Genomic DNA, 22,955 nt, shown 5'->3' with positions numbered 1-22,955 from the left:
AAGTGATGCTCCCGCTTTACGCCATGAGACCTGCATACGTTCATCCCGGCCTGAATTAGGCTTGATTGGGTGAAATGCTTCATCTTCGACAAACGGCAACGCTTCGAGCTGGGACAAACTGAGCGGACGTCCCTGCCGTTCTTCGACGCAGGCTGGCATATTCTTCATTATTTCGCAGTATTCAAAGCCGTCCCTACGAGTAAAACCAAGGCGCTGCATACACTGAAAGTGAATGACCTCTTCGTTTATTGGGAAATGGTTTTGTGGCCCGCGTACAGGGTCTCCACACTCTGCCATTGCCGCTTTGACGCCCTCTACAGAGGTGGAAGCGCGTTTACATTGGGTGAAAGACGCTGGTGGCGGGCAGCCGGTGAGTAAAAGTACCGATGAAATCAGGACTGGGATGGTAATAATCTGAGATTTGCTGAACAAATTCTTTCCTTAATTTATGTCAGGCCACACCCAATGGTGTCCAGATTTTGGGGGCATCAACTGATATAAATGATCACGCCACATGACTCCAGGAGTCTACCCCCACCGTCGACCCTGTGATTTCCAAAGCTCGCTATTTATAAGTGTAAAGGGGGACATCGTAATCGCTGCTTAAGGCCAAGAGCAGACATCAGCTAAGCGCCTTTGGCGAGAGTCGATCAAAGCGAAGGCGAGGAGCAGAGGTTCTACGACTACCACACCGACCAGATCGGCACGCCGCTTGAAATGACCGACGCCGCCGGAAGCATTGCCTAGCAGGCGATCTGGGGGCTGATCAATTGCACTTGCAAAATACGGATTCGAGACTTAAAGGTAACCGATCTACTTATCAGGAGATGCGCCATGCAATATTATATTCTTCGACATGAAGATGCAGCCGGTAGGTTCGTTGATGCTGATGTTGAGTTCATCCCTACGCTTCCAGAATACTATCAGGTGGGCAAGAAGTTTTCTTTGGCCGGAACCAGGGTTAACCTAACGTTAGATAAGCGTGTGAAAAAGCTAAAGGCGGATTTCTTTCTTGCAACTTGCGGTGCATTTTTCGTGTCGAAGCCATTGAAAGAAATACTGAGCAACCATGACGTTGACCTGAATTTTCTCTTGGTAAATTCCAGCTATTTCGATGGAAGCACAACGGAAAATAGATATTTCCTGGTTCATACTGAAAACAAGCTGATATGTTTTGATTATGTCAATTCTGAGTACTCAGGAAAATCCATGGTTTTAGACAGGATTGCCAACGGCGAACTGTCTACGGATTATCAGGTCAGGGGTATAAAAAAACTATGCATCAATGAACAAGAAGTCAGAGGGTTGGATTTTTTCTTTGTTGATAAAATTATATGGATTGATCCTCTCATCTCCGAGACGGTTGTAAATGCTGCAAGGGACAGTGGAATTCGACTGAATGTGGAGAAGATTTATTAGAACAATTTTCTGCTGTGAAATTTTTATCACTCCGGTCCTTTAATAAATGATTGGTGCGTGGCTGCCAGCATTGAGTCAGCAACTTTCCGTCAGCCTATATCTGGCGCGATCAGGAGTAAAGCTATGACCCGTGGGGCAATTTGATCGAAAAACACATCACGCTTTCTGCCTCAAGCGACTGGCAGAGAACGGCCAAAATCGACCTGTCGCGATCAGAAACGTTTGACGACAACGCGTACCTCTCGCACTCTGTTTTGCCCCCTGTTCGTTCACCAGGTTCCTCATGACATTCCCGACCGTAGTGCTGCTCGACTCCTGGCCACAGCCGGGTACATCGCCCGAACCCGTGGTGTTCGCCACGGACACACAGCTATGTTTGCGGTACTGCGCCGATGGGGAGGAAATAGTTTTGATCCATTTTCCCTTGGTAACAAAAATCCAGTTCGGCTGGCCAAACGACGAGGCTTTGGGCGGCCATCCACTTATCGGACTTGGCCTCAAGCAATACCAAATTCATCGGATAGATAATTCGCCCTGGCTGGCAGAGCTTGAGCAGAGAAACGCCATTCATCCGCGACACGATAAGCAACTGTTTGTAAAAGATGCCATCCATTATGTCTTTACGTTTCAGGACTCTACCTTGGATTGCATCGTAATTGAGGAGCCGTTCTGGCATCCAAAGGTACAAGTCTTTACCTCGGAGCAGGAGGCAAGGGATGGCTGGCGCAAACTGATAAATGAAGTGGGAACATGAACTCAACAGTCAGGAGCGGATGACCGCTCTCGGTTGGAAGTAGCCATCCGTGAGGCAGCAATCGGCCAATAGCAGACAAAGGACGGAAAATAAGCTGTCCGTTATTCCTACGCGTACGACAGAATGTGACCTTCCCTTATACTCTTAGGCCTTGCACTCCATGGACGACACTCGTTTCACCCCGCAGCAGGTGGCGTCGCGATCTGGTAATGCTCAGTTGGATAAGGATGTGAGGCAATGGCTAGTGGGCCTGCCAATCGCTGAGAGACTCGATTTTTTAAAGCAACTTTGGCTACTGAACTTCCGGTATTCACTCAGACTGCTCCAAGCAGCACAGCTACCGAGGCAAGAAAACGAATACATGTTCAGGCACTGGCTGCGTGTTGGCCATCACAATACGGCGCAGGAACTCATCAAGCGGTTACAGCCGGTTCTTGGGGAAAGAAAATTCTGGCAGATTGCTTCACAAGAGACGCTTTCACCGACTATGCGCGAATTCATGAATTACTACGGCCTCGGACGCCTGAACTCGCAACCCGAAGGAAAATAAACCTTTAGCCTTCTAGAAAATCTGTTTTCGGCGCCCCGGATACTACGGCCATTAGTGGCGACTGTTATCCGCTGGGTTGATTTATGCTCTTGGTGATAGGCAACCATCAGCAATCGGGGGGAAGATGAACGAAGAGTTCAGCTATGTCTGGCTATTGCCGCTTCTTGAGAAACCTTTCGAAACGGCTGCACTCGATTTGCCAGATGCGGTAAGCGCTCTTAGCAAAAAATATAAGCGACCTGCCGACATTGCGTTGCAGCCGCTGGTGATCACAGCCTTGACGTCGCATTCCGAATATTGGTCAGGACTGGCGCTTAAATGGCTGGAGGATGGCTTTCCTTTAGACATTGCGCTGACCGCGATCTTGGCTCAGTGCACTGAGGACAAAACGCTGTCTCAGTCCCGCCGTCATAGAGCACATAGACTTGTTAGCCGGTAAAAATCATGGGACTGAATCCTATGTCTGCCTGTTACCGGCCGAGGCTGTGTAAAAACGTTTTCGAGTGCGACCGGTCCTCAAAACCGGACTGAAGTGCGTCCGGATCGGTTACAGGAGCGAGACACACCGCGGTGTCGGGCCGAATGGCCCGGAGAATATCCACAAGGCACCACTCTGCAAATCCCCCGCCACCGTAATGCCTGGTGCCTGGATGATCTCAGAAGCGGTCATCTAGGTTGAGCGCTATCCGGACGACGTTAAACCTGCTCAACAATGCGCACCGTCAGTGACACCAAGAATCTGATCAATTGCATTCGCTGGATAATTGGGAGTGTCATCGCCAAAACTTCCACCAAGGACGAACTCGTTTCTCATCCATCGTTGTGCTTGTCTGCCTGTAAACAGCAGTAGCGATCGCATGAGTATGCGCCGCCATCTCATCTAACCAATCTTGAGGCCCGATCCAATGATCGTGAACTGCCTCCAGAAACTCCCGATCCAAAGGCAGCCCGGAAGCATCGCCAACGACCGTACTGAAAGCCTCGCATTTTGGACACCATGCCGTGGTCTCAGTAAACCGTGTCACATCAGCCGAAGGAAATACCGCATAGCAACCAAAGCAAGCGCAATCGTTGCTGATGAGAATTTCAGCCTGATTGCGGTTCGCGTGATCATGCGCGCTGTAAGTGTCGGGCATTCATGCCTCCATCGCAGTGCGCCAGATTAGTTGAGCGGCGATCACAAGGCAGTCAGGCGATCAAGCTGCTCTGCTGAAGGAAACCCTAGTGTCCGATAGCGAGGTGGATAGCCAGCTTCTGTCGTCAGCAGATCGCCAAGCTCGGATTCAAGTTCGCTCCATAGAACGGTTTTGACTGTCGGTTCCCCACCCTCAAAGGGTTCAACCAGCACGATGCAATCACTCTTGGGCAATAGGGTCGGCACACCTTTTGTCCAAGTGCTCATCGATACGGTTTTGCCGTTCTGGTCAGACAGCTCGTAGAGAAGGTACGAGGCAACAAACACATCGACGCTCGTTTCCAGATTGACCTTATCGAGCAACTCTTTCTGATTACTGTAGCTACCCTGGAGCAGCAGATGTTCCAGAGTGGCCAGACGGTTATTGACCGCTTCATCATCAGGGTGAAATGGGACGATATCGCGCCCGTCATAGGTATAAATGTCGGTGGAGACTGCCCTGCCCCTCTCAAGCGCTTTGAAGCCAAGCTCGACCATCTGACGGATGCCTTGCTCGTCCTTGTCGCCCGTGACCATCAAGACGTCACGACTGGGGATCATGAACACCGGTCGACCTTTAACGGGTGCGCGCTGTAGAACATCTGGCAACAAGACTCTGCTGCTGTCGTATCCGTCCGCCCACTCCGCGGAGTAAAGCCCAGGGATAATTTCACCAAAGGCCTCGTGCGTAGCATCGCGCAAGTTCTCAATGGAGATCGCCACTGCCTCATCCATTGTGACACCCCACTGCGCTTCAGGGCCGCTGGTAAGGGTGGCGGTGGACTCGGGAGAGTCGACGGCAAGCATAATCACACAGTCGCGGCCCAAGGGCTGATAAACGACATCGTGCCGCTTGTCGCTATGATTTCTGGCGTGCTCCAGTCGAATTTCCTCAAGCATGGCAAGATTTCGAATCACCGGACGTAATTGCGATTTCACGTTTTCAAAGACCGTTCCGGTTCTCTGGCCAGACACCAACAGAGTCGATACGTAACCATTCAGAATTGCGACCTTCTGGGTCTTGTCTCCATTTTGATAGTCGTGAAAGGCGTTATGAAGATTGAAGTAAGAGCCATTGCTATGACGGATGCGGAACTCGCTAGCCTGAAAGTCCATGGCCTCGCTGTAGCCAGCCTTGCGGGCTGAATCGATAAATTTTTTGGCAAATTCTTCCTGAGTCAGAGGACGACTGAAGATTTTGTCGAGCAGGGATTTGAGCATGCACAGGATCCTTCGTGTCAGCAGGCATTTATAAACCGAGTGGGTTGGGCGCGGCTAAACTTGTTCACAGCTTGAAAACGGCTGCTTTCTATATCGACGGGTCTCAGATGAAAAACAGGGTCGTACACCTGGACTCAGGTTCATGAATTCTAACCCTAGACGGGCGTTATTTTGTTGTAAATGGCCGTTAGGTGTTAGGAGAAATTGCCCAAGAGCTACCTGATTTACAATGAGTCCAGTGCACTCTCAACATTAGGTATCAGGAATGATCAAGCGCGCTGCAATTACGACACTGGCCTTTCTCATCGCACTCCCATCATTCAACTGGTTATTTGGTGAAGCGGCAGTGATGTTTGAAATGGCAAACACGGGAGCCACATCAAGAGCAGAGCTGGCAGACGACTTCGGCCTTGGCATCATTGGAATCATGGTTGTCTTGCCAGCAACCATAATCGGCGCAGTCATCACAGCCTCATTTGTCTGGTGGAAAATGAGGCCCCGAGAGTGAGGCTAAATGCCTGGCTAACCCGCTGAGCCGAATCGCTAAAGCGAGCGGCTGAAAGAAGCGCTTCACGAGGCGATTTTCCTTTAGATCCGAATGTTGGTTGCCGCTGTGAAAATAGTGAAATCTACCCGTTTTGACGATGTCGACCTCGATCTGGAGTATGAGTACTGTGGCTATAATTACAGCGTGCAGCACGAAGCGGATATGTTCCTGATCAGAACTTACGATGATGAGCCTGGGCGGGCGATAGTCATAAGTCCGGCTACGATGCATAGCAACGATCATCTTGGACAGCTTGTCTCTTTCTTGCAGACGGAGTTAGGGGTCTCCAGGATCAGGCTCTATAAGAAAGACTTGGGGAGCTACGCCGAGATCGATCCTGAGACGTTAGCGTTCCTTACCGTTTGAGTTCGGCAGCGATTGCACGGTTTGGGGAGGTGAAGCGGACACTTCGGACTACTCAAGGGCTACGCAGACCTGTTCGAACCACGCCGCAAAGGTTGGCCAGCTTTCGTCTGTACTTCCGTTGTGTGACCAGTATCGAACAGCACCCGCCTGTGAGATGCAGAAGTAGTCGCTGTTATCCTCAATGAAAGGCAACCAGTCCCGCGACAATCCCTGAGCCCAAGCGGCTTCGGCAATTTCAAAGATATCCAGATGGCTGCATCCGCTCAAAATCAACGCGGATTCAAATACGGCGTTTGCGACATCACTTCCGCCTTTCAGGAACTGGATATATTCATCGGGAAAGGAGAAATTGAGCCTGCTCTCCGCGTCAGCAATTTCAGCATCTGTCGGAATACGAAAAGGATTGTCTGTCATTCGTTCAAGTCCGGGTGTTGATCAGTATGGTGCGGTGGGCTTATTCAATCAGAACGTGCAGGAGTCCGCTTTGGGTCGGGAGTAGCCTTTCCTTTCGTGACAAGCAGAAATCGGCGATTTACTGCCTGTCGATGTAAGAACGGATGATGTTTACCCATCGCCTGCACGACCGATATAAATTGCTGGTGGATCGCTACGCGGACGGCAAGAAGAGTGCCCAGCGCTCAAGGCCCTGGTAAGCCAGCATTCAATTTGAGCTCAGCACGCCTCTACAGATTACGCAGTCAGTAAAGGCCTGTGGCGCTATCAGGTTCAAATACCGGAACCTGGTGCACGCTGACCATGTTGTAGTTGAGCAGGAAGCCGACGCCGCCCTCGGACTCCATCACTTCAGCCACCCAGCCAATAGGGTTGATGAACAATGAGTTGTCGTGGTTCAGCACCCCGATAGCCGCAGTGGTCTCATCAAAATCCCAAACGACATCGCCCCAGTGCCAGCCCTGCCCTTTTACATACTGGTTGCCTAGCAACGCGCCAAGCGCAAATATTTCACCCTCGGGCAGCTTGGTGCCACTCGCCTTGCAATCACGCACCCGCTCCGTAATCGCTTCAACCACATCAACCGGAGCATGATCCTCAGTAAGATTCAGTAAGCCGAGCCCCTGTTGGGTCAACATTTTGAGTTCCTCTGCCAACTCGGCAGGCACCTTGGTGATTTCAGCCATTTCTATTCCTTCGTTTGAAAACCCGCATCCATTTCAATATTCGCACAAAGTATTGGTTTTGACTTGTCAGCCTAATCAGCGGATACCGAGTACTCGAAAGGTTGCAACAGGTCGGTTGCTGCCCAAGGTAACAGGCAACAATCGGCCATAGGCGACCGGTCATTCCCTCCTGATAAGACGTACTTTTGAATGCACTTTTGTTAGACGTCAGAGCCGTTCGTCCTTGAGTAATTGCTTGATCAGTTGTTCCGTCTCATACATTTCAGCGAGAAATTGCTGATCATGATGACTGGTGGTTTCCAGGTAGCCTCGCGTGCAGTTCAAGAGCCCCTTCAAACTCACCACCAGTTTCTGTTTTGAATCCGTATCGATTAACGCAAGGCTTGCCTCGTACCGCTTCAAGTAATCAGCTACGGCGACTTCATCAGACACGAGGCATTTGTCTCGAATTATCGCGATGGTTTTTTCGATTTGCTGTTTCACGTTCCGCAAGCTGTCTGAAAGCACCTTTTACTCCCGCTACTGTTCACCTGTGGTTTTCTGACCAGAAGGGCGAAAATGCCAGCAACTGCCTGACTACCGTATTCAATTCCGTTATCGGCAATGGGAATTGCCGCCAGAAAAGAAGATCGAATTCCGCGCCACTCTTCGCCACGCTCTCTATTTAACCAGACGCTAAGTTTCACCCCCACCCAACCCCTCATACCGCTCCTGAATCCGCCCCAACTCCCCCGACTTCCGCAGTTGCTCCAACGCCCTCCTCCACCTCGCCACTAAATCATCATCACAATCCAGACTAAACGCGATGTACAACGAAGACCTATACACCTCCACCGGTATCTGCCTCAGCGTACCCGGCGGGATTTTCAGTTGGCGGGTGTAGTAAGCGACGCCTGCATCGGTGTCGCCGACGATGATGTCGGTGCGTCCGGCGAGGAGCATGCGGTAGAGCTGGGGGCTTTGGGTGGCGGTTTTGTCGAGGTTGGTGAAGTTGAGGGATTGCAGTGTGTCGGGCACAAGACCGGCATGTCGGGTAGTGACCATGGGCGCCTGGCGGAGTTGTTCCAGGGTATTTAACGGCGGAGCATCGGCCATTTGGTAGGGGTGGATGGATTCTTCGACGATGGGCCCGACCCATTTGTATAGCGGCTCGCGCTCGGCGGTGCGAAACATGGAGTACATGATGGTTTTGGGACGGGAGTTCAGTGCGTAGCTGGCGCGCATGCTGGGCAAGAGCACGAAGTCGAAGTTGTCCCCGGTGAGGGCCATGATTGCCCGGACGATCTCAGTGGTCATGCCGGTAAGTTGGTTGTTTTCCACATAGTTGTACGGCGCCCACTCCTCGGTCACGACCTGATAGTGATCGGCCCTGGCGGGCGTGCCGAATAATAAGCAGAGGCAGAGCATTGTTGCGTTGAGTATTGAATGTCTCACGTGTTCTGCCTGGTAGGCTGTGCGCGGCACGGGTGACCTTGTCTGGAAGGTCAAACTCAGCATAGACCCTTCCAGGCATCTAACCCCTTTAACCACGCCGCAAACGGTGAGATTCATCACGTTTATTCAGTCATAAAACTGGATATAGCGGGTTGAGCACCTCGCAGGAATACAGACTTCAGGCGGGTAAAAACAGCGTAAAAACAGTCCCGGTGCTGTCACTCGTCACGGATACCTGTCCGCCATGGGCTTGCATGATTGAACGCACGATAGCGAGGCCCAGTCCGCCTGAGTCGCCCGGTTGGTTGCGGGAAGGATCGCAGCGATAAAAACGCTCGAAAAGATGCGGCAGATGTTCTGCGCCAATAGGCTCGCCGATGTTGTGGACGTATACCTCTAAACCGCCCGAGCTCAGCGTGCTGCCGATGGTCACGGGGGTGTTCGATGTGGCGTAGCGCAGGGCGTTGGCGATCAGGTTGGCCAGCGCACGGCGCAGTAATTCCGGGTCGGCGTTTAGAGTGCCCTGGCTTTGATTGATCAGCTCGATACCGCGGTCTTCGCCCATCCCTTCGAAGTAATCACACAACTGGGCGACCAAGGCATGCAGGTCGATCTGTTGACGGTTGATCGAGGCTTTGGGCTGTTCGGTACGCGCCAGGAACAACATGCTGTCGATCATGCGCGCCAGACGTTCGTATTCTTCCTGATTGGAAACCAGCAGCTCCTGATAGACCTCGGGCGAGCGGCTGCGGCCCAGTGTTTGTTGGGTTTGCCCCATGAGGTTGCTCAGCGGCGTGCGCATTTCATGGGCGAGGTCTTCGCTGAATCGTGTGAGCTGGGCGAAGCCGTCTTCCAGACGGGCGAGCATCTGGTTGAGGGCGTGACTCAGGGTGCTCAGTTCGTTGACGTCCTTGAACGCCTGCAACCGCAGGTGCAGGTGTTGCACGTCGATGCTGGCCGCGCGTGTCGCCAGTTGTCGAACCGGACGTAGACCCCGCTGGCTGACCATCCAGCCCAGCAGGAACGCCAATACTGCGCCGACCAACAAGGCTATCCAGATTTTCATGCGGTAGGCGCCGAGCATTTGTTCGCGCTCGTTGACCAGCTTGCCCGCGATCAGAGTGAGATGTCGCCCGCTGCTCGGCACATCGAACCACGCCAGTCGCAACGACTTGTCACCCGGGCTATCACCCAACTGTGGCGAAGACGCTGGCGGCAGCTCCGGCACAGGCAGCGCCAGCGGGTTGACGTCGATAAGTAATTGCCCGGCGTCATCGACAATCCACAGTACGTTGTCGCGATTGCCCAGCATGTTCTCGTAAAGCTGCGGGCGTCTGCGCAGGGTGTCGATGCTGTCGCTGTCAGTTATGAGGGCCTGCATGCGCTGCACGCGCCCAAGGAGCGCTTGATCATCGCGCCAGGTGATTTCTCGTTGCAGGGATTGATAGAGGTAAAAACCGACAGCCCCTAAAAGCAGCACGCTGACCAGAGAGAACATAAAGGCCAGGCGCAGGCTCAGCGTTCGCGGCCACAGGGTCATTGTTGCAGCTCCAGCAGGTAACCGATGCCACGAACGGTGTGGATAAGTTTCGCCTGGTAAGGGTCGTCCACCTTGGCACGCAACCGCCGTATCGCGACGTCGACCACATTGGTGTCGCTGTCGAAATTCATTTGCCAGACATGGGACGCAATCAGCGCACGGGACAGGACTTCACCTTCTCGACTCAGCAGAAGATGCAGCAGCGCGAACTCCTTGTTGGTCAGGTTCAGGCGCTCGCCATTGCGGGTGACTTTGCGCTTGAGCAGGTCGAGGTGCAGATCGGCGATCTGAAACTGTTCGACTTCACGGGGCGGACCGCGACGCAGCAAAGTGCGAACCCGGGCCAGCAGCTCCGCGTAGGAGAAGGGCTTTACCAGGTAATCGTCGGCACCCAGTTCGAGGCCTTTGACGCGATCTTCCACGGCATCGCGTGCGGTGAGGAACAGCACTGGCGTCTGCCATTTACGGCGAATGATCTGCAGCAGTTGCCAGCCATCGAGGCCGGGCAACATGACATCGAGGATGATCAGGTCGAACTCGCTTTCCTGGACCAGATGCAGTCCGTCCAGACCGTTCAAGGCCACTTCCACCAGATAGCCGGACTCCCCCAGCCCTTTGCGCAGGTAATCCGCTGTTTTCGCTTCGTCTTCAACCACCAGGATACGCATTAAGTCCTCCGCCACTGATGCATAGCGTAAGCCGATCCACCGCTCTATCTCATTACAAATACGTAATCCGCAGGCAATCAGTTTGTGCGGAAGGCTTGGGCAGTATGGCTGGCAATTGCTCAGCCGAGCCTGAACCGGAGATTTTCATGCTGATCCGTACCCTCACCCTTTCTTTACTGACATTGGCCATGGGGTCCGGCGTTGCGCTGGCTGACGTGCAGAACGTCGCTCAGCGTCCGGATGTCACCTTGAAGCTGGCCAATGACCTGCTGAATGCGACGCTGGCAGCCTGTCACGCCGATGGCAAAACCGCCGTCGCCGCGGTGGTTGATCGCGGCGGCAATCTGGTTGCAGTGCAGCGCGACGATAACGTCGGCCCGCACAACACCCTCGCGGCGCAACGCAAGGCATTTACCGCGCTGTCGACCAAAACCCCGACGCGGTTGCTGTCCGAACGCGCTCGTAACAATCCCGAAGCCGAGAACCTCAACACCCTGGATGAGCTGCTGCTGTTAGGCGGTGGTGTGCCGTTGAAGATGGGCGATCAGGTTATCGGCGCTATCGGTGTTGCCGGCGCTGGCGGTGCGGAAGTCGATGAAGGCTGCGCGCTGCAAGGCATCGCTCACGTTTTACCCAACCTCAAATAATCTGGAATATCTCGTATGAACATGCTGAAAACACTGATCGCGGGCGCTGTATTGAGCGGCCTTTCGTCCATTGCGCTGGCCGCGGGTAATCCGCTGAGCGTCCACGTGCTGAACCTGCAGGACGGCCTGCCCTCCTCCGATGTCAGCGTGACGCTGGAAAAACAGGAAGGCCAGGGCTGGAGCACGCTGAACAAGGGTGTAACCAACGAGCAAGGCCGGATTACCGGGCTGTACCCGGAAGGCAAGACGCTGGAAAAAGGCACCTATCGCGTGACGTTCAAGACCGGCGAGTGGTTCCAGAAGCACCAGACGGCAAGTTTCTTCCCGGAAGTGCCGGTGATCTTCAACGTAGACGGCAGCTTGCCGCATTACCACATTCCGTTGCTGATCAGCCCTTACGGCTTCTCGACGTATCGCGGGAGCTAGTTTGCGAGACATCGGATCTGCGTAATCAGCACTCGCGTCTCGCCAACAAGTTGGCTCCTACCGGGATCCGGCAACCCCCTGTGGGAACCGGGCTTGCCCGCGATTCAGGCGCCGCGGTGTATCAGGCATACCGCGTCATCGTTCATCGCGAGCAAGCTCAGCTCTAACTAAGCATCGCATTCCCTTGTAGGAGCTGCCGAAGGCTGCGAACGCACTTCCTGACACACCGCTATTCGCAGCCTTAGGCAGCTCCTACAGGGGTGTACGGGGATTAATTACAAAGTAATGGCGTCAACAAAACGTCCAATAAACACATTTGCTGCACATCACTTTTGCCAACCGCCGAACGGGTGACGGTTTCCCGACACACGGTCACAACTTTCACGCGACTCCGTGTCATATCAGAGTGCTGGCCGATTGGAAATTGGCAGCCAAGCAAACTTAGCCTGTGACCGGAGATAACCCCATGATTTTCAACGTCCAAAATTTTGGCGCCAAAGGAGATGGCGTCACGGATGATACCGCTGCCATCCAGAAGGCAATCGACGCAGCAGCAGCGGCAGGCGGTGGGCAGGTTTACATTCCGCCGGGGACGTTCATTGTCAGTGGGGGTGAGGAACCGTCGGACGGCTGCCTCATGCTCAAAAGCAATGTGTACATGTACGGCGACGGGATGGGTGTTTCGAACATCAAGGTGGCTGATGGCTCGGACACGAAAATCACCGGTATCGTCCGCTCGGCCTATGGCGAAGAAACCCACGACTTCGGTCTCAGCAACCTGACCCTTGATGGCAACCGGGACAACACCACCGGCAAGATCGACGGCTGGTTCAATGGCTACATTCCCGGCCAGGAAGGTTACGACTCCAACGTCACCCTGGACGGCGTCGAAATCAAGGACTGCTCCGGTTACGGTTTCGACCCCCACGAACAGACCGTCAACATGGTCATCAAGAACAGCGTGTCCCACGGCAACGGCCTGGACGGCTTCGTGGCTGACTTTCTCAGCAACAGCACGTTCGAAAACAACGTCGCCTACGACAACGATCGTCACGGCTTCAACGTAGTCACCAGCACTCACGACTTCACCCTGACCAATAACGTCGCCTACAACAATGGCGGCGGCGGGATCGTCGTGCAGCGCGGCAGCGAGAACATTCCTTCGCCCAGCAATATCGTCATCACCGGCGGCGAGGTTTACGGCAATGGCGCTGAAGGCGTGCTCATCAAGTTGTCCAGCGATGTCACCCTCAGCGGCGTGAATATTCATGACAACGGCAGCGCCGGGGTACGGATCTACGGCAGCAACAACGTTGATGTTACCGATAACACCCTCAGCAACAACGCGCTGAAAGGCGGTGTACCGGAAATCATCATCCAGTCCTACGACGATACCCTTGGCGTTTCCGGCAAGTATTTCAACGGCAGCGACAACACGATTCAGGGCAACACCATCACCGGCAGCAACCTGTCGACCTACGGCGTGGCAGAACGCAACGAAGACGGCACCGACCGCAACGCGATCATCGGCAACACCATTGGCCATACCACCAAAGGCGAGACACTGGTGTACGGCGACGGTAGTTACGTAAGCGCCACCGTTCCAGTGGTCACTGTTCAGGGCACCGACGGCAACGACACGCTGATCGGCAGCAACGCCAATGAAATCCTTTACGGTGCAGCCGGTAACGACGTGATCAATGCCGGTGCCGGAGCCGACGTCCTGGTCGGCGGCGCGGGCGTCGACAAGCTCACCGGCGGTGCGGGCGCGGACACCTTTCGCTTCGCCAGCCAGTCCGACAGCTATCGCACTGCGACTAACAGCTTCGTCGACACCATTACCGATTTCGATGTCACCCAGGACAAGATCGATCTGGCCGACCTGGGCTTCACCGGTCTGGGCACCGGTCGGGGCGGCACCTTGCAGGTCAGCTACAACGCCAGCACCGATCGCACCTACATCAAGGATTACGACGCGGACGTCAACGGCAATCGCTTCGAGTTGATTCTGAGCGGCAATCTCACCAGCACCCTGACCGCCGATAACTTCATCTTCAACCGGACAGTGACCGGCACAAGCGGCAATGACACGTTGCAGGGCACCGCTGCGGCGGACACCCTCCTCGGCCTGGCCGGTAACGACAGCCTGGCTGGCGGCGCGGGCGATGACACGCTCAATGGCGGTGCGGGCATGGACACGCTCAGCGGCGGTGCGGGCGCGGACACCTTTGTGTTCTCCGAACGCACGGACAGCTACCGAAACTACAACGCGGGCGGCGCTAACCTGGGTGACCTGATCACCGACTTTGATCGCACCGCTGACAAGATCGACGTCTCGGCACTGGGCTTTACCGGTCTGGGCGATGGCAAGAACAACACGCTGTATCTGGTGCTCAACGACGCCGGAACCAAAACCTACATCAAGTCGCTGGAAGCCGATGCCAACGGCAACCGGTTCGAGATCGCGCTGGATGGCAACTACCTCGACAAACTGACCAACGCTAACTTCGTCTTCGCCACTGCGCCTACCACCAATCAGGCTCCGGTAGTCGCGACGCCGTTGCTGGATCAGAACGCGACGGAAAATACTGCCTTCAGCTATGTCGTGCCCGCCACCAGCTTTACCGATCCGGACAACGACAGCCTCAGCTACACCGCCTCCCTCGCCGACGGCAGCGCCCTGCCCGGCTGGCTGACCTTCGACGCAGCCACTCGCACGCTGAGCGGCACGCCGGACAGCACCGCTTCGGGCAACTACTCAGTGAAGATCACTGCGACTGACGGCAGCAACGCCACAGTCAGCGACAGTTTCACACTGGCGGTGCAGGACGTTCCGGGCGCGCCGATCATCATCAATGGCACACCAAACAACGACACGCTGACGGGCACTTCGGCCAACGAGCAATTGCTGGGCGGCGCAGGTAACGACACGCTCAACGGCGGCGCGGGCAACGACATTCTTGTCGGTGGTGCCGGCGCGGACAAACTCACGGGTGGTGAAGGGGCTGACGTTTTCCGCTTCACCTCGAAGATGGACAGTTACCGCACCAGCACGACCAGCGCCAGTGACCAGATCCTCGATTTCGATGTGGCCGCCGACAAGATCGACGTCTCGACCCTGGGTTATACCGGCCTGGGCGATGGCCTCAATGGCACGTTGCAGGTGATTTACAACGCATCGAACAATCGCACTTACCTCAAAGACAACGCGGCTGACGCTAACGGTAACCGTTTTGAGGTTTCAATGGCGGGCAATCTGGTCAACAGCCTCACGGCCAGTCATTTCGTGTTCGCCGACCAGAACACGCCGAGCAATGTCGCGCCAGTGGTAGTCATCCCGCTGCTGGACCAGAACGCCACCGAAAACAACGCGTTCTCGTACACCGTGACCAGCAACAGCTTCGCCGATGGCAACAAAGATGCGTTGAGCTACAGCGCCACCCTGGCAGACGGTACAGCGCTGCCTTCCTGGCTGAGCTTTGACGCCGTCAACCTGACCTTCAGCGGCACGCCAACGGGCACAGCGGCGGGCAATTACGACGTACTGATCAAAGCCACTGATCCTGCAGGCGCGTCGGTCAGCGACACCTTTGCACTGGTCGTGGCGGATGCACCAGGCAATACCATTGCGGGCACCGACAACGCTGAAACCCTGACCGGTACGTCAGGCGCTGACCTGATTCTGGGTCTGGGCGGCAACGATACAATCCGCGCCGGTGCCGGGGCGGACATCATTGACGGCGGCGCCGGACGTGATTCCCTTTACGGCGGCGAAGGTGCCGACACGTTCCGCTACAGCAACGTGCTCGACAGCTACCGCGACTACGACGCAGGGGGCATCACGGCCACGGACACGATCTATGACTTCACCCAGGGTGTGGACAAGATCGATGTCTCGGCTCTGGGCTTCCTCGGGTTGGGCGACGGCAGCAACGGCACGCTGTACATGACCCTCAATGAGGCGGGCGACAAGACTTACGTTAAATCCAGCGTACCTGACGCCGATGGCAATCGTTTCGAGATCGCCCTCAGCGGTAATTACCTCAACACGCTGACCGCCGACGACTTCGTTTTCGGCGCACGTGCCCCGCAGGACATTCTCTACCTGCCGACACTCGGGCAGTCCAACGCGCGACTGCTGCGCATGACCGAGGACGATGATCAATCTGGCACGTCAATGCTGGTCAACGACCTGAGCAAGTACACCACGTACGACGTGCGCAGCCAGTTCAACGATGCTGATGGCAATGGCATCGACATCGCAGTGGGTGGCAGCACCGTCAACGGCATGTCCACTCTGGGCGCTGAAGAGCTGAAATTATGCTGGTGGTTGTCCGACACCAACGAGCCAGGCCCGGCACTGTTGCGCGCCGTTGCGCTGCTGCAGAACCAGCTTACCGAGCTCAAGGCCATCGATAATGTGAAGATGGGCATCATCTGGGGTCAGGGCGAAGAAGCGGCGCAGGAGATTGGCCGGGCAACCGACAAACAGGCAGCGGCGGCTGACTACAAGGCGGCAACGCTGGCGGTGTTCGACTACCTGCACGCGCAGGTCGGCAGCTTCGATGTGTACATGATGGAGACCGGTCACTACGACCAGGACGCCGCCCGCGCACGGGGTTATTCCGAAGAGAAGATCGCGCAGATTGTTGAGGGTGTGGACTACGTCCGCGCCACTCAGGAAGCCATCGCTGCGGAGCGCACCGACGTCAAACTGGCTGTCGATTACACCGACCTGCCCTTGCGTCATGAAGTCGACCCGCTGGTGTATCCCGATGACGTCTGGCACTTGCACGAAGAGTCGGCAGAAATCGTCGGCCAGCGTCTGGCCGACTACATCGCCGATGACCTTGGCTTCAAAGGTAACCCTGACGACAACAACAGCGTGCAGGACATCTTCGACAACGCTCATAACGAAGGCGGGATGATCTTCGGCACCGATCAGGCCGACACGCTGGTTGGCACCTCGGGCAACGACACGCTGGATGGCGACCTGGGCGCTGACACCATGACCGGTGGCGACGGCAACGACATTTATGTGGTCGACAACGCCTTCGACAGTGTGGTGGAAACCAACACCTCGCCTGCGCAGATCGACACCGTGCAGGCCTCGGTCAGCTGGACACTGGGCGACAACCTGGAAAATCTGGTGTTGACCGGCGTCTCGGCAATCGACGGGACAGGCAACGCGGTCCGCAATTTCATTACCGGTAACTCGGCCAATAACGTGATCAACGGTGCGGCCGGCGCGGACAGCATGAGCGGCGGCAGCGGCAGCGACACCTATTACGTGGACGACATCGGCGACAACGTGATCGAGACCAACAGTGACAAGGTGTCGGGCGGTACCGACAGAGTGCACAGCAGCCTGGCGACGTACACGCTCACGGCGAACGTTGAAAATCTGTATATCGACAGCAATGCAGCGGCCAACGGCATCGGTAACGCCCTGGACAACATCCTGTTTGCGGGTGCTGGGGATAACGTGCTGGAAGGGCGTGACGGCAACGATACGGTTTCGTTCGAGCGCGCACTGGCGGGCATCACTGCAACCCTGTCGACCTCAGCGCAACAGAACACTGTGGGCTCGGGGCTGGATACCCTCAAGGGCATCGAAAACCTGACCGGCAGCGCCTATGCTGACACCCTCTCGGGCAACAGCAGCGCCAACGTGCTGAATGGTGGCGCGGGCAATGACACGCTGGTGGGTGGCGGGGGTAATGATCGATTGATAGGCGGTGAAGGCACGGACAGTCTGACGGGCGGAACAGGCGCTGATACTTACGTCTTCGGCTCGCTTTCTGACATGGGCACCGGTGCATTGCGGGACGTCATCAGCGGCTTTAAAACCGCCGAAGGTGATCAACTGGACTTCACCGGTCTGGACGCCAACCCTCTGACCACCGGGATGGACGCTTTCAAGTTCATCGGCAGCAACGCCTTCGACACCGCAGACGCCACCGGCCAGATCCGCTTCGCCGACGGCATCCTCTACGGCAGCCTGAACGCCGACGCTACAGCGGAGTTCGAAATCCAGCTGGTCGGCGTCAAGGAGCTGCACGCCAGCGACTTTACGGCCTGATCAGTAAGAGGAATCCGGTGTGGCTTCTGATATCAGGGGCTGCATCGGATCTTTTCACATTGGTCTGTAGGAGCTGCCGAAGGCTGCGAAGGCGTTTTGCCTGATACAAAGCGGTTCGCAGCCTTCGGCAGCTCCTACAGGTTTCAGCGTAAATCAGGCAACACATAACTATCTGAATGAATACTATCCCTGTGGGAGCCCAATATTGGCATTGGCGCGATGTCGTGGGACCGGCTTTAGCCGGGAAGAGGCCGGTACAGTCGCTGCACCTATGTCGTCAGGTATGCAGCTTTCCCGGCTAAAGCCAGTCCCACGTCGTCACATCAACCTGCGCGCAAACCAGGATCTACCACCTGGATCTGCGCGAGCTGGAAAATGGCGCCTCCCATCAAAACAACCGCTGCACCTGCTCCATAACGCCGCGATTCATCAGGCCGGTGTGGGTATGCAGGCTCACATAGCTCTGCAACATGTCGAGCTTGGCGTTGAGCAAATCACGACGAGCCTGAAACACGCGCTGTTGTGCATCGAGGATATCCACGGTCGAGCGCACACCGCCCTGAAAGCCTTTCTCGGTCGAGGTCAGCGCTTGCTGGCTGGACTCCACCGCCCGCTGCATGGCCTTGCTTTTGGCAAACCCGGCGACTACTCCCACGTAATCCGTCTCGATGTCTTCCGCCAGTTGCTGGCGCTGCACGTCATAGTCCGTTTGCGCGCCAGCCAGTTGCGCCTCAGCCTTGGCCACCGACGCTCGAGTCGAGCCGCCGCGATACAACGGAATATCCAGTTGCACACCCACGTAATAGGTGTCCTGACGAGGATCGAGATCCTGATACTGGCGGGTCTCTCGACGCGTCAATTGGGTGGTCAATGACAGCGTTGGATAATGCCCGGCACGCTGTGTGTCAGCCTGTGCCTCGGCCACTCTCATGGCCGCCAGACGTGCTGCCAGTTCCGGGCTGGCGTCCTTGGCAATGGCCGTCCAGTAAGGCAGATCCTGTTCAGCCGGGATCGGGCTGGCGGCGGCAAGCTCTTCGCGCATGGGCTGGATATCGTCTATCGGCACACTCGCTCGACCTGACAACGCTCTTAACGCTGCGGTTCGCCGCGCCACGGCCTCTGTCTCCTGCGCCTCGACAAGGTCCAGACGGGACTGCGACTCATAAATGTCGGTGATAGCGCCCTGCCCTGACTTGAACAGTTTTTGGCTTTGCGTCACCAGACCGCTGATCGCAGCTTTTTGCTGAGCGATCAGCTTGATCTCGTTTTCGGCACGGGCGACATCGAAATACCCTTTGGCAACCCGGTCATAGAGACTCTGATTGGCGACGTCAAACTGCTGCGTACCCAACACCCCACGCGCCTTGCCTTCTTGATAGGCGGCCCAGCGGCCTTTGTCATACAGCGGTTGTTGCGCGGCCAGCGTGACGTTGTTGGCCTGGTAATCATTGCTGTTCACATAGCCGTTATCGCTGCCGCCATCGGTGCGGCCGCCATTGCCATAGCGCGAGGTCAAAGACACCTGCGGAAGAAGACCGCCACGACCAATGGCCTCTTCCTGCTGTGACGCGTCATAAGCATGACCCGCCGATTTCAGCGTCGGATCATTAAGGCGTGAAGCATCATAGGCCTCGGTCAGGCTCAACCCGGCCTCAGCGGCCCATGCAGGATTGAACACCACACAACCAGCCCAAAAACCTGCCACTAAAAAGCAACGGGAACGGCGAGAACACGGGATCATGCTCATTCCTCTTTGAACGCAGCGAGCATTCGTTCGCGCAGGGGCTTCATCAGGTAATTCATCAGCGTGCGCTCTCCGGTGACCACCGTGACATCGGCAAGCATGCCGGGACGCACCAGCAATCCGGCGTTTTGCAGCGCGACTACCGTTTCGGCAGGGATCTCGACCTTGGCGGAGAAATACGGCCGACGGGTCTGTTCATCAAGCAACTGATCTGCCGAAACCGTGCTCACCACGCCTGTCACAGTGGGCGTATCAACCCGTTGCAGCGCCGTGAAATGAACATTCACCGGTAATCCCGGGCGCAATTTGTTCGCCATCAACGGTTCGAAACGCGCCGTGATTGCCATCGGCGCGTTCAGCGGCACCACTTGCATCAGACTTTGCCCGGGCTGCGCGACACCGCCCACGGTATGAATCGTCACGTCCATGATCTGCCCGGAAACCGGTGCACGAATGGCACCGCTTTCAACTTCAAACTGCAAGGCACTGATCTGATCGGCAAAACCTGCTGCCTCGGCGGAAACCTCACTCAGCTGGGTCTCGGCATCGCGACGAAACTCCTGTTGGGTCTGAAGCATCTTGAGTCGGCTTTCATTGATAGCCTGACGGGTTTTGCCCACATCACCCTGCCCGGACGAAATCTGCCCTGCCAGCAATGCGCCGTTGCGCTCAGCTTCGTAAAGCTTGCTGCGCGGCACATACCCTTCACGCGCCAGCTCGCGCAGGCCTTCAAGTTCCTGCTGCTGGAACTGCATCTGCGCATCGAAATTGCGCTTCACACCTTCGTAGCCGCGTAGTTGCTGCTGCAACGACTCGACTTCGTGCTCGATGATTTTCAGGCGGCTGGCCAATTCAGCGCGACGGGTCTCGAACAACTGAGTTTGCAACGCCATGGCCGCCTTGATGCGTGGCTCTTGGGCACGCTCCAGCAATTCAGGCGGCCACTCGATGGTCGGGTTACCCAGGCGCTCGGCAATCAACCGCGCTTCCACCGCACGATCATTGAGTAATTTGCCTTGGGTGACATCCAGTTGCGACTGCGCGCGCAAGGTATTGAACTGCACCAGCAATTGGCCCTGACTGACGTGATCGCCGTCGCTGACCAACAGCTTCTCCACCACGCCACCCACCAGGGACTGCACGGTTTTACGTTCACCCGCGACCACCACCGTGCCGCTGCCCACAACGCCCTGATCCAGCGGCGCAAGGCAGGCCCACAATAGAAAACTGCCCAGCGCGACACAGAGAAAGATGACCCCGTAACGCGCAGCGCCGCCCGCGTCGGTACTGGCCTTGGGCGCTGTGCCGGGATTGCGCACGCTGACGGGACTGTCGACGCGCACGTTGGCGCCTGGATCAAGATCACGCATCTTTATTGGCCACCCTGACCGGAGCAGGTTTATCGGCAGGCTTCAATGCCTTGAGCACCTGATCCCGTGGACCAAAAGCCTGCTGGGCACCGTCCCTGAGCAGCAGAATGTGATCGACCACGGCCAGAATGCCGGGTCGATGGGTAATCAACACCACCGTACTGCCCGCAGCCTTGAGTGCCTTGACCGCCTGGATCAGCGCCAGCTCACCCGCTTCGTCCAGATTGGAATTGGGTTCATCGAGGACAATCAATGCAGGGTTGCCATACAGCGCACGGGCCAGGCCCAGGCGCTGCTTTTGACCGCCGGACAAGCCGAGCCCGCCGGGGCCCAGCGGTGTGTCGTAGCCTTGGGGAAAACGCAGGATCATGTCGTGAATGCCCGCATGACGGCTGGCCGCGATGATCTTGTCTGCGTCCTGCTCACCGAAGCGGGCAATGTTGTCCGCGACGCTACCGGCAAACAGCTCGATGTCCTGAGGCAAGTAGCCCAGATGAGGGCCTAATGCATCGTGAGTCCACTGACTGATTTCGGCGTTATCCAGACGCACCGAACCGCCCAGCACGGGCCAGACGCCGACCATCGCTCTGGCCAGCGTGGACTTGCCGCTGGCACTGGCGCCGATGACTGCAAGCACGTCGCCTTTGTTGAGGGCGAAATTGATCCCGCGCAGGATCGGTTGCGACGCCCCCGGCGGTCCGGCATAGAGTTGTTCCAGCCGCACAGCGCCAGTGGGTGGTGGCAACGGCATGCGCAGTCGTTCGCGGGGATGCTGAGTCAACAGCTGACTCAAACGCTGATAACTCTGGCGCCCTGAGCTGAACTGCTTCCAGGAACCGATCGCGATTTCAACCGGAGCCAGAGCGCGCCCGAGCAACAGCGACATCGCGATCATCATGCCCGCCGAAAGCTGGCCCTCAAGCACCAACAATGCGCCCAGCCCCAATGCCAGCGACTGCCCGGAAATACGTACGAATTTGGTGGCAGAGGTGATCTGAGCGCTGCGGTCGCTGGCTTGCGACTGGGCGGCGATGATCCTTTGTTGCAGCAGACTCCAGCGCTGGCGCAACGGACCGAGCATGCCCAGCGCCCTTATCACCTCGGCATTCTGCAACGTGCTGTTGACGTACCCCGCCGAACTCACGCTCACACGGTTGGCTTCACCCAGACTGGCCCGCGTCGCCAGTTCGCCCCACAGCGCCAGACCAATCAGCACGAGGGCGAGCACCAGCGTCAGCAGACCGAACCAGGGGTGAATAACGAACGCCACCAGCAGAAAGATCGGCAGCCACGGCGCATCCAGCAAGGCAATCAAGCCCTGCCCGGTGATCAACTGACGAAGGCTGGTCAGATCGCTGAGGACCTGCGCCGGATTGGCGTTGTGCTCTTGCAGGCTGCGGGCAAATGCGGCATCGAACACGCGCTCGCCCAGCGCCTCATCCAGACCCGCGCTCATACGAATCATCACGTGGCTGCGCACCCACTCGATCAGCCCGCTGAACATGAACAACGCCAGCGCAATCAGGGTCAGCATGACCAGCGTGGTTTCGTTACGGCTGGTAAGCACCCGGTCGTAAACCTGCATCATGTACAGGGACGGTACCAAGACCAGCAGGTTGATCACGCCACTGAACAGCGCCAACGACCAGAACACCCGGCGATAGCAGAGCAAAGCGGCATCAATGTCATGACGCGGATCAAGCAGGAAGCGCATAGGGTATCGACCGAAAAGAAGAGTCAGTGTATTGATCGCAATCCATGCGCTCGGGTTTTAGCTGGAGGTAAAACCAATCCTGTAGGAGCTGCCGAAGGCTGCGAAAGCTTTCAGACTGCCACACCGCTATCGCTGAATTGGAATGCTTTTTACCTGTAGG

Annotated in this window: 21 protein-coding genes; 9 read left to right on the top strand and 12 right to left on the bottom strand. The window is 56.4% G+C overall.

Features of this window, described 5'->3' with window-relative positions; translation table 11 throughout:
* Window positions 1-432 (bottom strand): hypothetical protein (locus H8S59_RS26820; protein WP_214658378.1); only part of this gene is annotated, 432 nt, incomplete at its 3' end.
* A gap of 204 nt (window positions 433-636) precedes the next feature.
* Between H8S59_RS26820 and H8S59_RS18530 the strand changes: the two genes are divergently transcribed.
* From H8S59_RS18530 to H8S59_RS18510, 5 genes are all read left to right on the top strand, one after another.
* On the top strand, window positions 637-747 hold the full coding sequence (locus H8S59_RS18530) for an RHS domain-containing protein (RefSeq protein WP_246475413.1): 111 nt from the start codon (window positions 637-639) through the stop codon (window positions 745-747).
* An 87-nt stretch (window positions 748-834) separates the two neighbouring features.
* Window positions 835-1,419, top strand: coding sequence for an imm11 family protein (locus H8S59_RS18525; protein ID WP_187522377.1), 585 nt, complete (start codon window positions 835-837; stop codon window positions 1,417-1,419).
* 283 nt (window positions 1,420-1,702) lie between these two features.
* The gene (locus tag H8S59_RS18520) at window positions 1,703-2,173 is read left to right on the top strand and encodes a hypothetical protein (protein ID WP_187522376.1); all 471 of its coding nucleotides are present in this window, start codon (window positions 1,703-1,705) and stop codon (window positions 2,171-2,173) included.
* A 160-nt stretch (window positions 2,174-2,333) separates the two neighbouring features.
* Window positions 2,334-2,723 (top strand): hypothetical protein, encoded by a 390-nt coding sequence (locus H8S59_RS18515; RefSeq protein WP_187522375.1) that lies wholly within the window; start codon window positions 2,334-2,336, stop codon window positions 2,721-2,723.
* Between the two features lie 124 nt (window positions 2,724-2,847).
* On the top strand, window positions 2,848-3,162 hold the full coding sequence (locus H8S59_RS18510; protein ID WP_095100160.1) for a hypothetical protein: 315 nt from the start codon (window positions 2,848-2,850) through the stop codon (window positions 3,160-3,162).
* Window positions 3,163-3,496: 334 nt separating this feature from the next.
* Here the strand turns inward: H8S59_RS18510 and H8S59_RS18505 are convergent, their stop codons facing one another.
* Together H8S59_RS18505 and H8S59_RS18500 are read right to left on the bottom strand one after the other, a co-directional pair.
* A complete protein-coding gene (locus H8S59_RS18505; RefSeq protein ID WP_187522374.1) occupies window positions 3,497-3,859 on the bottom strand; it encodes a hypothetical protein in 363 nt (120 codons plus the stop codon).
* A 41-nt stretch (window positions 3,860-3,900) separates the two neighbouring features.
* Window positions 3,901-5,118 (bottom strand): DUF1444 family protein, encoded by a 1,218-nt coding sequence (locus tag H8S59_RS18500; RefSeq protein ID WP_187522373.1) that lies wholly within the window; start codon window positions 5,116-5,118, stop codon window positions 3,901-3,903.
* A 265-nt stretch (window positions 5,119-5,383) separates the two neighbouring features.
* On the opposite strand from H8S59_RS18500, the gene H8S59_RS18495 reads away from it, so the two are divergent.
* Complete coding sequence (locus H8S59_RS18495) at window positions 5,384-5,626, top strand: hypothetical protein (RefSeq protein ID WP_187522372.1); 243 nt, start codon at window positions 5,384-5,386, stop codon at window positions 5,624-5,626.
* 453 nt (window positions 5,627-6,079) lie between these two features.
* Here the strand turns inward: H8S59_RS18495 and H8S59_RS18490 are convergent, their stop codons facing one another.
* The 6 genes from H8S59_RS18490 to H8S59_RS18465 form a co-directional block, all read right to left on the bottom strand.
* A complete protein-coding gene (locus H8S59_RS18490; protein ID WP_187522371.1) occupies window positions 6,080-6,445 on the bottom strand; it encodes an SMI1/KNR4 family protein in 366 nt (121 codons plus the stop codon).
* 284 nt (window positions 6,446-6,729) lie between these two features.
* On the bottom strand, window positions 6,730-7,170 hold the full coding sequence (locus H8S59_RS18485; RefSeq protein WP_187522370.1) for a hypothetical protein: 441 nt from the start codon (window positions 7,168-7,170) through the stop codon (window positions 6,730-6,732).
* A 207-nt stretch (window positions 7,171-7,377) separates the two neighbouring features.
* Complete coding sequence (locus H8S59_RS18480; RefSeq protein ID WP_187522369.1) at window positions 7,378-7,677, bottom strand: hypothetical protein; 300 nt, start codon at window positions 7,675-7,677, stop codon at window positions 7,378-7,380.
* A 168-nt stretch (window positions 7,678-7,845) separates the two neighbouring features.
* The gene (locus tag H8S59_RS18475) at window positions 7,846-8,577 is read right to left on the bottom strand and encodes a substrate-binding periplasmic protein (RefSeq protein ID WP_246475417.1); all 732 of its coding nucleotides are present in this window, start codon (window positions 8,575-8,577) and stop codon (window positions 7,846-7,848) included.
* 205 nt (window positions 8,578-8,782) lie between these two features.
* Window positions 8,783-10,144, bottom strand: a complete 1,362-nt coding sequence (locus tag H8S59_RS18470) for a heavy metal sensor histidine kinase (RefSeq protein WP_187522368.1) — start codon at window positions 10,142-10,144, stop codon at window positions 8,783-8,785.
* Window positions 10,141-10,812 (bottom strand): heavy metal response regulator transcription factor, encoded by a 672-nt coding sequence (locus tag H8S59_RS18465; protein ID WP_087274254.1) that lies wholly within the window; start codon window positions 10,810-10,812, stop codon window positions 10,141-10,143. Before H8S59_RS18465 ends, H8S59_RS18470 begins: the two co-directional genes overlap by 4 nt.
* A 146-nt stretch (window positions 10,813-10,958) precedes the next feature.
* Between H8S59_RS18465 and H8S59_RS18460 the strand changes: the two genes are divergently transcribed.
* The 3 genes from H8S59_RS18460 to H8S59_RS18450 all read left to right on the top strand — a co-directional run bounded on the left by H8S59_RS18460 (window position 10,959) and on the right by H8S59_RS18450 (window position 17,967).
* The gene (locus H8S59_RS18460) at window positions 10,959-11,459 is read left to right on the top strand and encodes a GlcG/HbpS family heme-binding protein (RefSeq protein ID WP_187522367.1); all 501 of its coding nucleotides are present in this window, start codon (window positions 10,959-10,961) and stop codon (window positions 11,457-11,459) included.
* A 15-nt stretch (window positions 11,460-11,474) separates the two neighbouring features.
* Window positions 11,475-11,885 carry a hydroxyisourate hydrolase gene (gene uraH / locus H8S59_RS18455; RefSeq protein WP_187522366.1) on the top strand — a complete coding sequence of 137 codons (411 nt, stop codon included), beginning with the start codon at window positions 11,475-11,477 and terminating at the stop codon, window positions 11,883-11,885.
* Window positions 11,886-12,351: 466 nt separating this feature from the next.
* Window positions 12,352-17,967: a putative Ig domain-containing protein gene (locus tag H8S59_RS18450; RefSeq protein WP_187522365.1), complete on the top strand. Its 5,616-nt coding sequence runs from the start codon at window positions 12,352-12,354 to the stop codon at window positions 17,965-17,967.
* A gap of 388 nt (window positions 17,968-18,355) precedes the next feature.
* Here the strand turns inward: H8S59_RS18450 and H8S59_RS18445 are convergent, their stop codons facing one another.
* From H8S59_RS18445 to H8S59_RS18435, 3 genes are read right to left on the bottom strand one after another with little or no spacing between them, the layout of a single operon-like run.
* Entirely contained in the window at window positions 18,356-19,714 is a 1,359-nt protein-coding gene (locus tag H8S59_RS18445; protein WP_187522364.1) for a TolC family outer membrane protein, read from the bottom strand.
* Window positions 19,711-21,081: an HlyD family type I secretion periplasmic adaptor subunit gene (locus H8S59_RS18440; RefSeq protein WP_187522363.1), complete on the bottom strand. Its 1,371-nt coding sequence runs from the start codon at window positions 21,079-21,081 to the stop codon at window positions 19,711-19,713. The genes H8S59_RS18445 and H8S59_RS18440 overlap by 4 nt, the downstream gene beginning before the upstream one ends.
* Window positions 21,074-22,795 carry a type I secretion system permease/ATPase gene (locus H8S59_RS18435; protein ID WP_187522362.1) on the bottom strand — a complete coding sequence of 574 codons (1,722 nt, stop codon included), beginning with the start codon at window positions 22,793-22,795 and terminating at the stop codon, window positions 21,074-21,076. Before H8S59_RS18435 ends, H8S59_RS18440 begins: the two co-directional genes overlap by 8 nt.
* Window positions 22,796-22,955: the final 160 nt, after the last annotated feature.

It is taken from the genome of Pseudomonas folii, from assembly GCF_014357575.1.
GTDB lineage: Bacteria > Pseudomonadota > Gammaproteobacteria > Pseudomonadales > Pseudomonadaceae > Aquipseudomonas > Aquipseudomonas folii.
The sequence above is the reverse complement of the archived record's forward strand: the minus strand, read 5'-3'. Positions and strand labels throughout refer to the sequence as shown.

Bases quoted from the DNA above. Each gene is read 5' to 3' on its own strand.
- uraH (WP_187522366.1), top strand. From the start codon at position 11,475: ATGAACATGCTGAAAACACTGATCGCGGGCGCTGTATTGAGCGGCCTT.
- H8S59_RS18505 (WP_187522374.1), bottom strand. From the start codon at position 3,859: ATGCCCGACACTTACAGCGCGCATGATCACGCGAACCGCAATCAGGCT.
- H8S59_RS18515 (WP_187522375.1), top strand. From the start codon at position 2,334: ATGGACGACACTCGTTTCACCCCGCAGCAGGTGGCGTCGCGATCTGGT.
- H8S59_RS18460 (WP_187522367.1), top strand. From the start codon at position 10,959: ATGCTGATCCGTACCCTCACCCTTTCTTTACTGACATTGGCCATGGGG.
- H8S59_RS18485 (WP_187522370.1), bottom strand. From the start codon at position 7,170: ATGGCTGAAATCACCAAGGTGCCTGCCGAGTTGGCAGAGGAACTCAAA.
- H8S59_RS18490 (WP_187522371.1), bottom strand. From the start codon at position 6,445: ATGACAGACAATCCTTTTCGTATTCCGACAGATGCTGAAATTGCTGAC.
- H8S59_RS18500 (WP_187522373.1), bottom strand. From the start codon at position 5,118: ATGCTCAAATCCCTGCTCGACAAAATCTTCAGTCGTCCTCTGACTCAG.
- H8S59_RS18440 (WP_187522363.1), bottom strand. From the start codon at position 21,081: ATGCGTGATCTTGATCCAGGCGCCAACGTGCGCGTCGACAGTCCCGTC.
- H8S59_RS18520 (WP_187522376.1), top strand. From the start codon at position 1,703: ATGACATTCCCGACCGTAGTGCTGCTCGACTCCTGGCCACAGCCGGGT.
- H8S59_RS18470 (WP_187522368.1), bottom strand. From the start codon at position 10,144: ATGACCCTGTGGCCGCGAACGCTGAGCCTGCGCCTGGCCTTTATGTTC.
- H8S59_RS18465 (WP_087274254.1), bottom strand. From the start codon at position 10,812: ATGCGTATCCTGGTGGTTGAAGACGAAGCGAAAACAGCGGATTACCTG.
- H8S59_RS18510 (WP_095100160.1), top strand. From the start codon at position 2,848: ATGAACGAAGAGTTCAGCTATGTCTGGCTATTGCCGCTTCTTGAGAAA.
- H8S59_RS18495 (WP_187522372.1), top strand. From the start codon at position 5,384: ATGATCAAGCGCGCTGCAATTACGACACTGGCCTTTCTCATCGCACTC.
- H8S59_RS18525 (WP_187522377.1), top strand. From the start codon at position 835: ATGCAATATTATATTCTTCGACATGAAGATGCAGCCGGTAGGTTCGTT.
- H8S59_RS18450 (WP_187522365.1), top strand. From the start codon at position 12,352: ATGATTTTCAACGTCCAAAATTTTGGCGCCAAAGGAGATGGCGTCACG.
- H8S59_RS18475 (WP_246475417.1), bottom strand. From the start codon at position 8,577: ATGCTCTGCCTCTGCTTATTATTCGGCACGCCCGCCAGGGCCGATCAC.
- H8S59_RS18435 (WP_187522362.1), bottom strand. From the start codon at position 22,795: ATGCGCTTCCTGCTTGATCCGCGTCATGACATTGATGCCGCTTTGCTC.
- H8S59_RS18445 (WP_187522364.1), bottom strand. From the start codon at position 19,714: ATGAGCATGATCCCGTGTTCTCGCCGTTCCCGTTGCTTTTTAGTGGCA.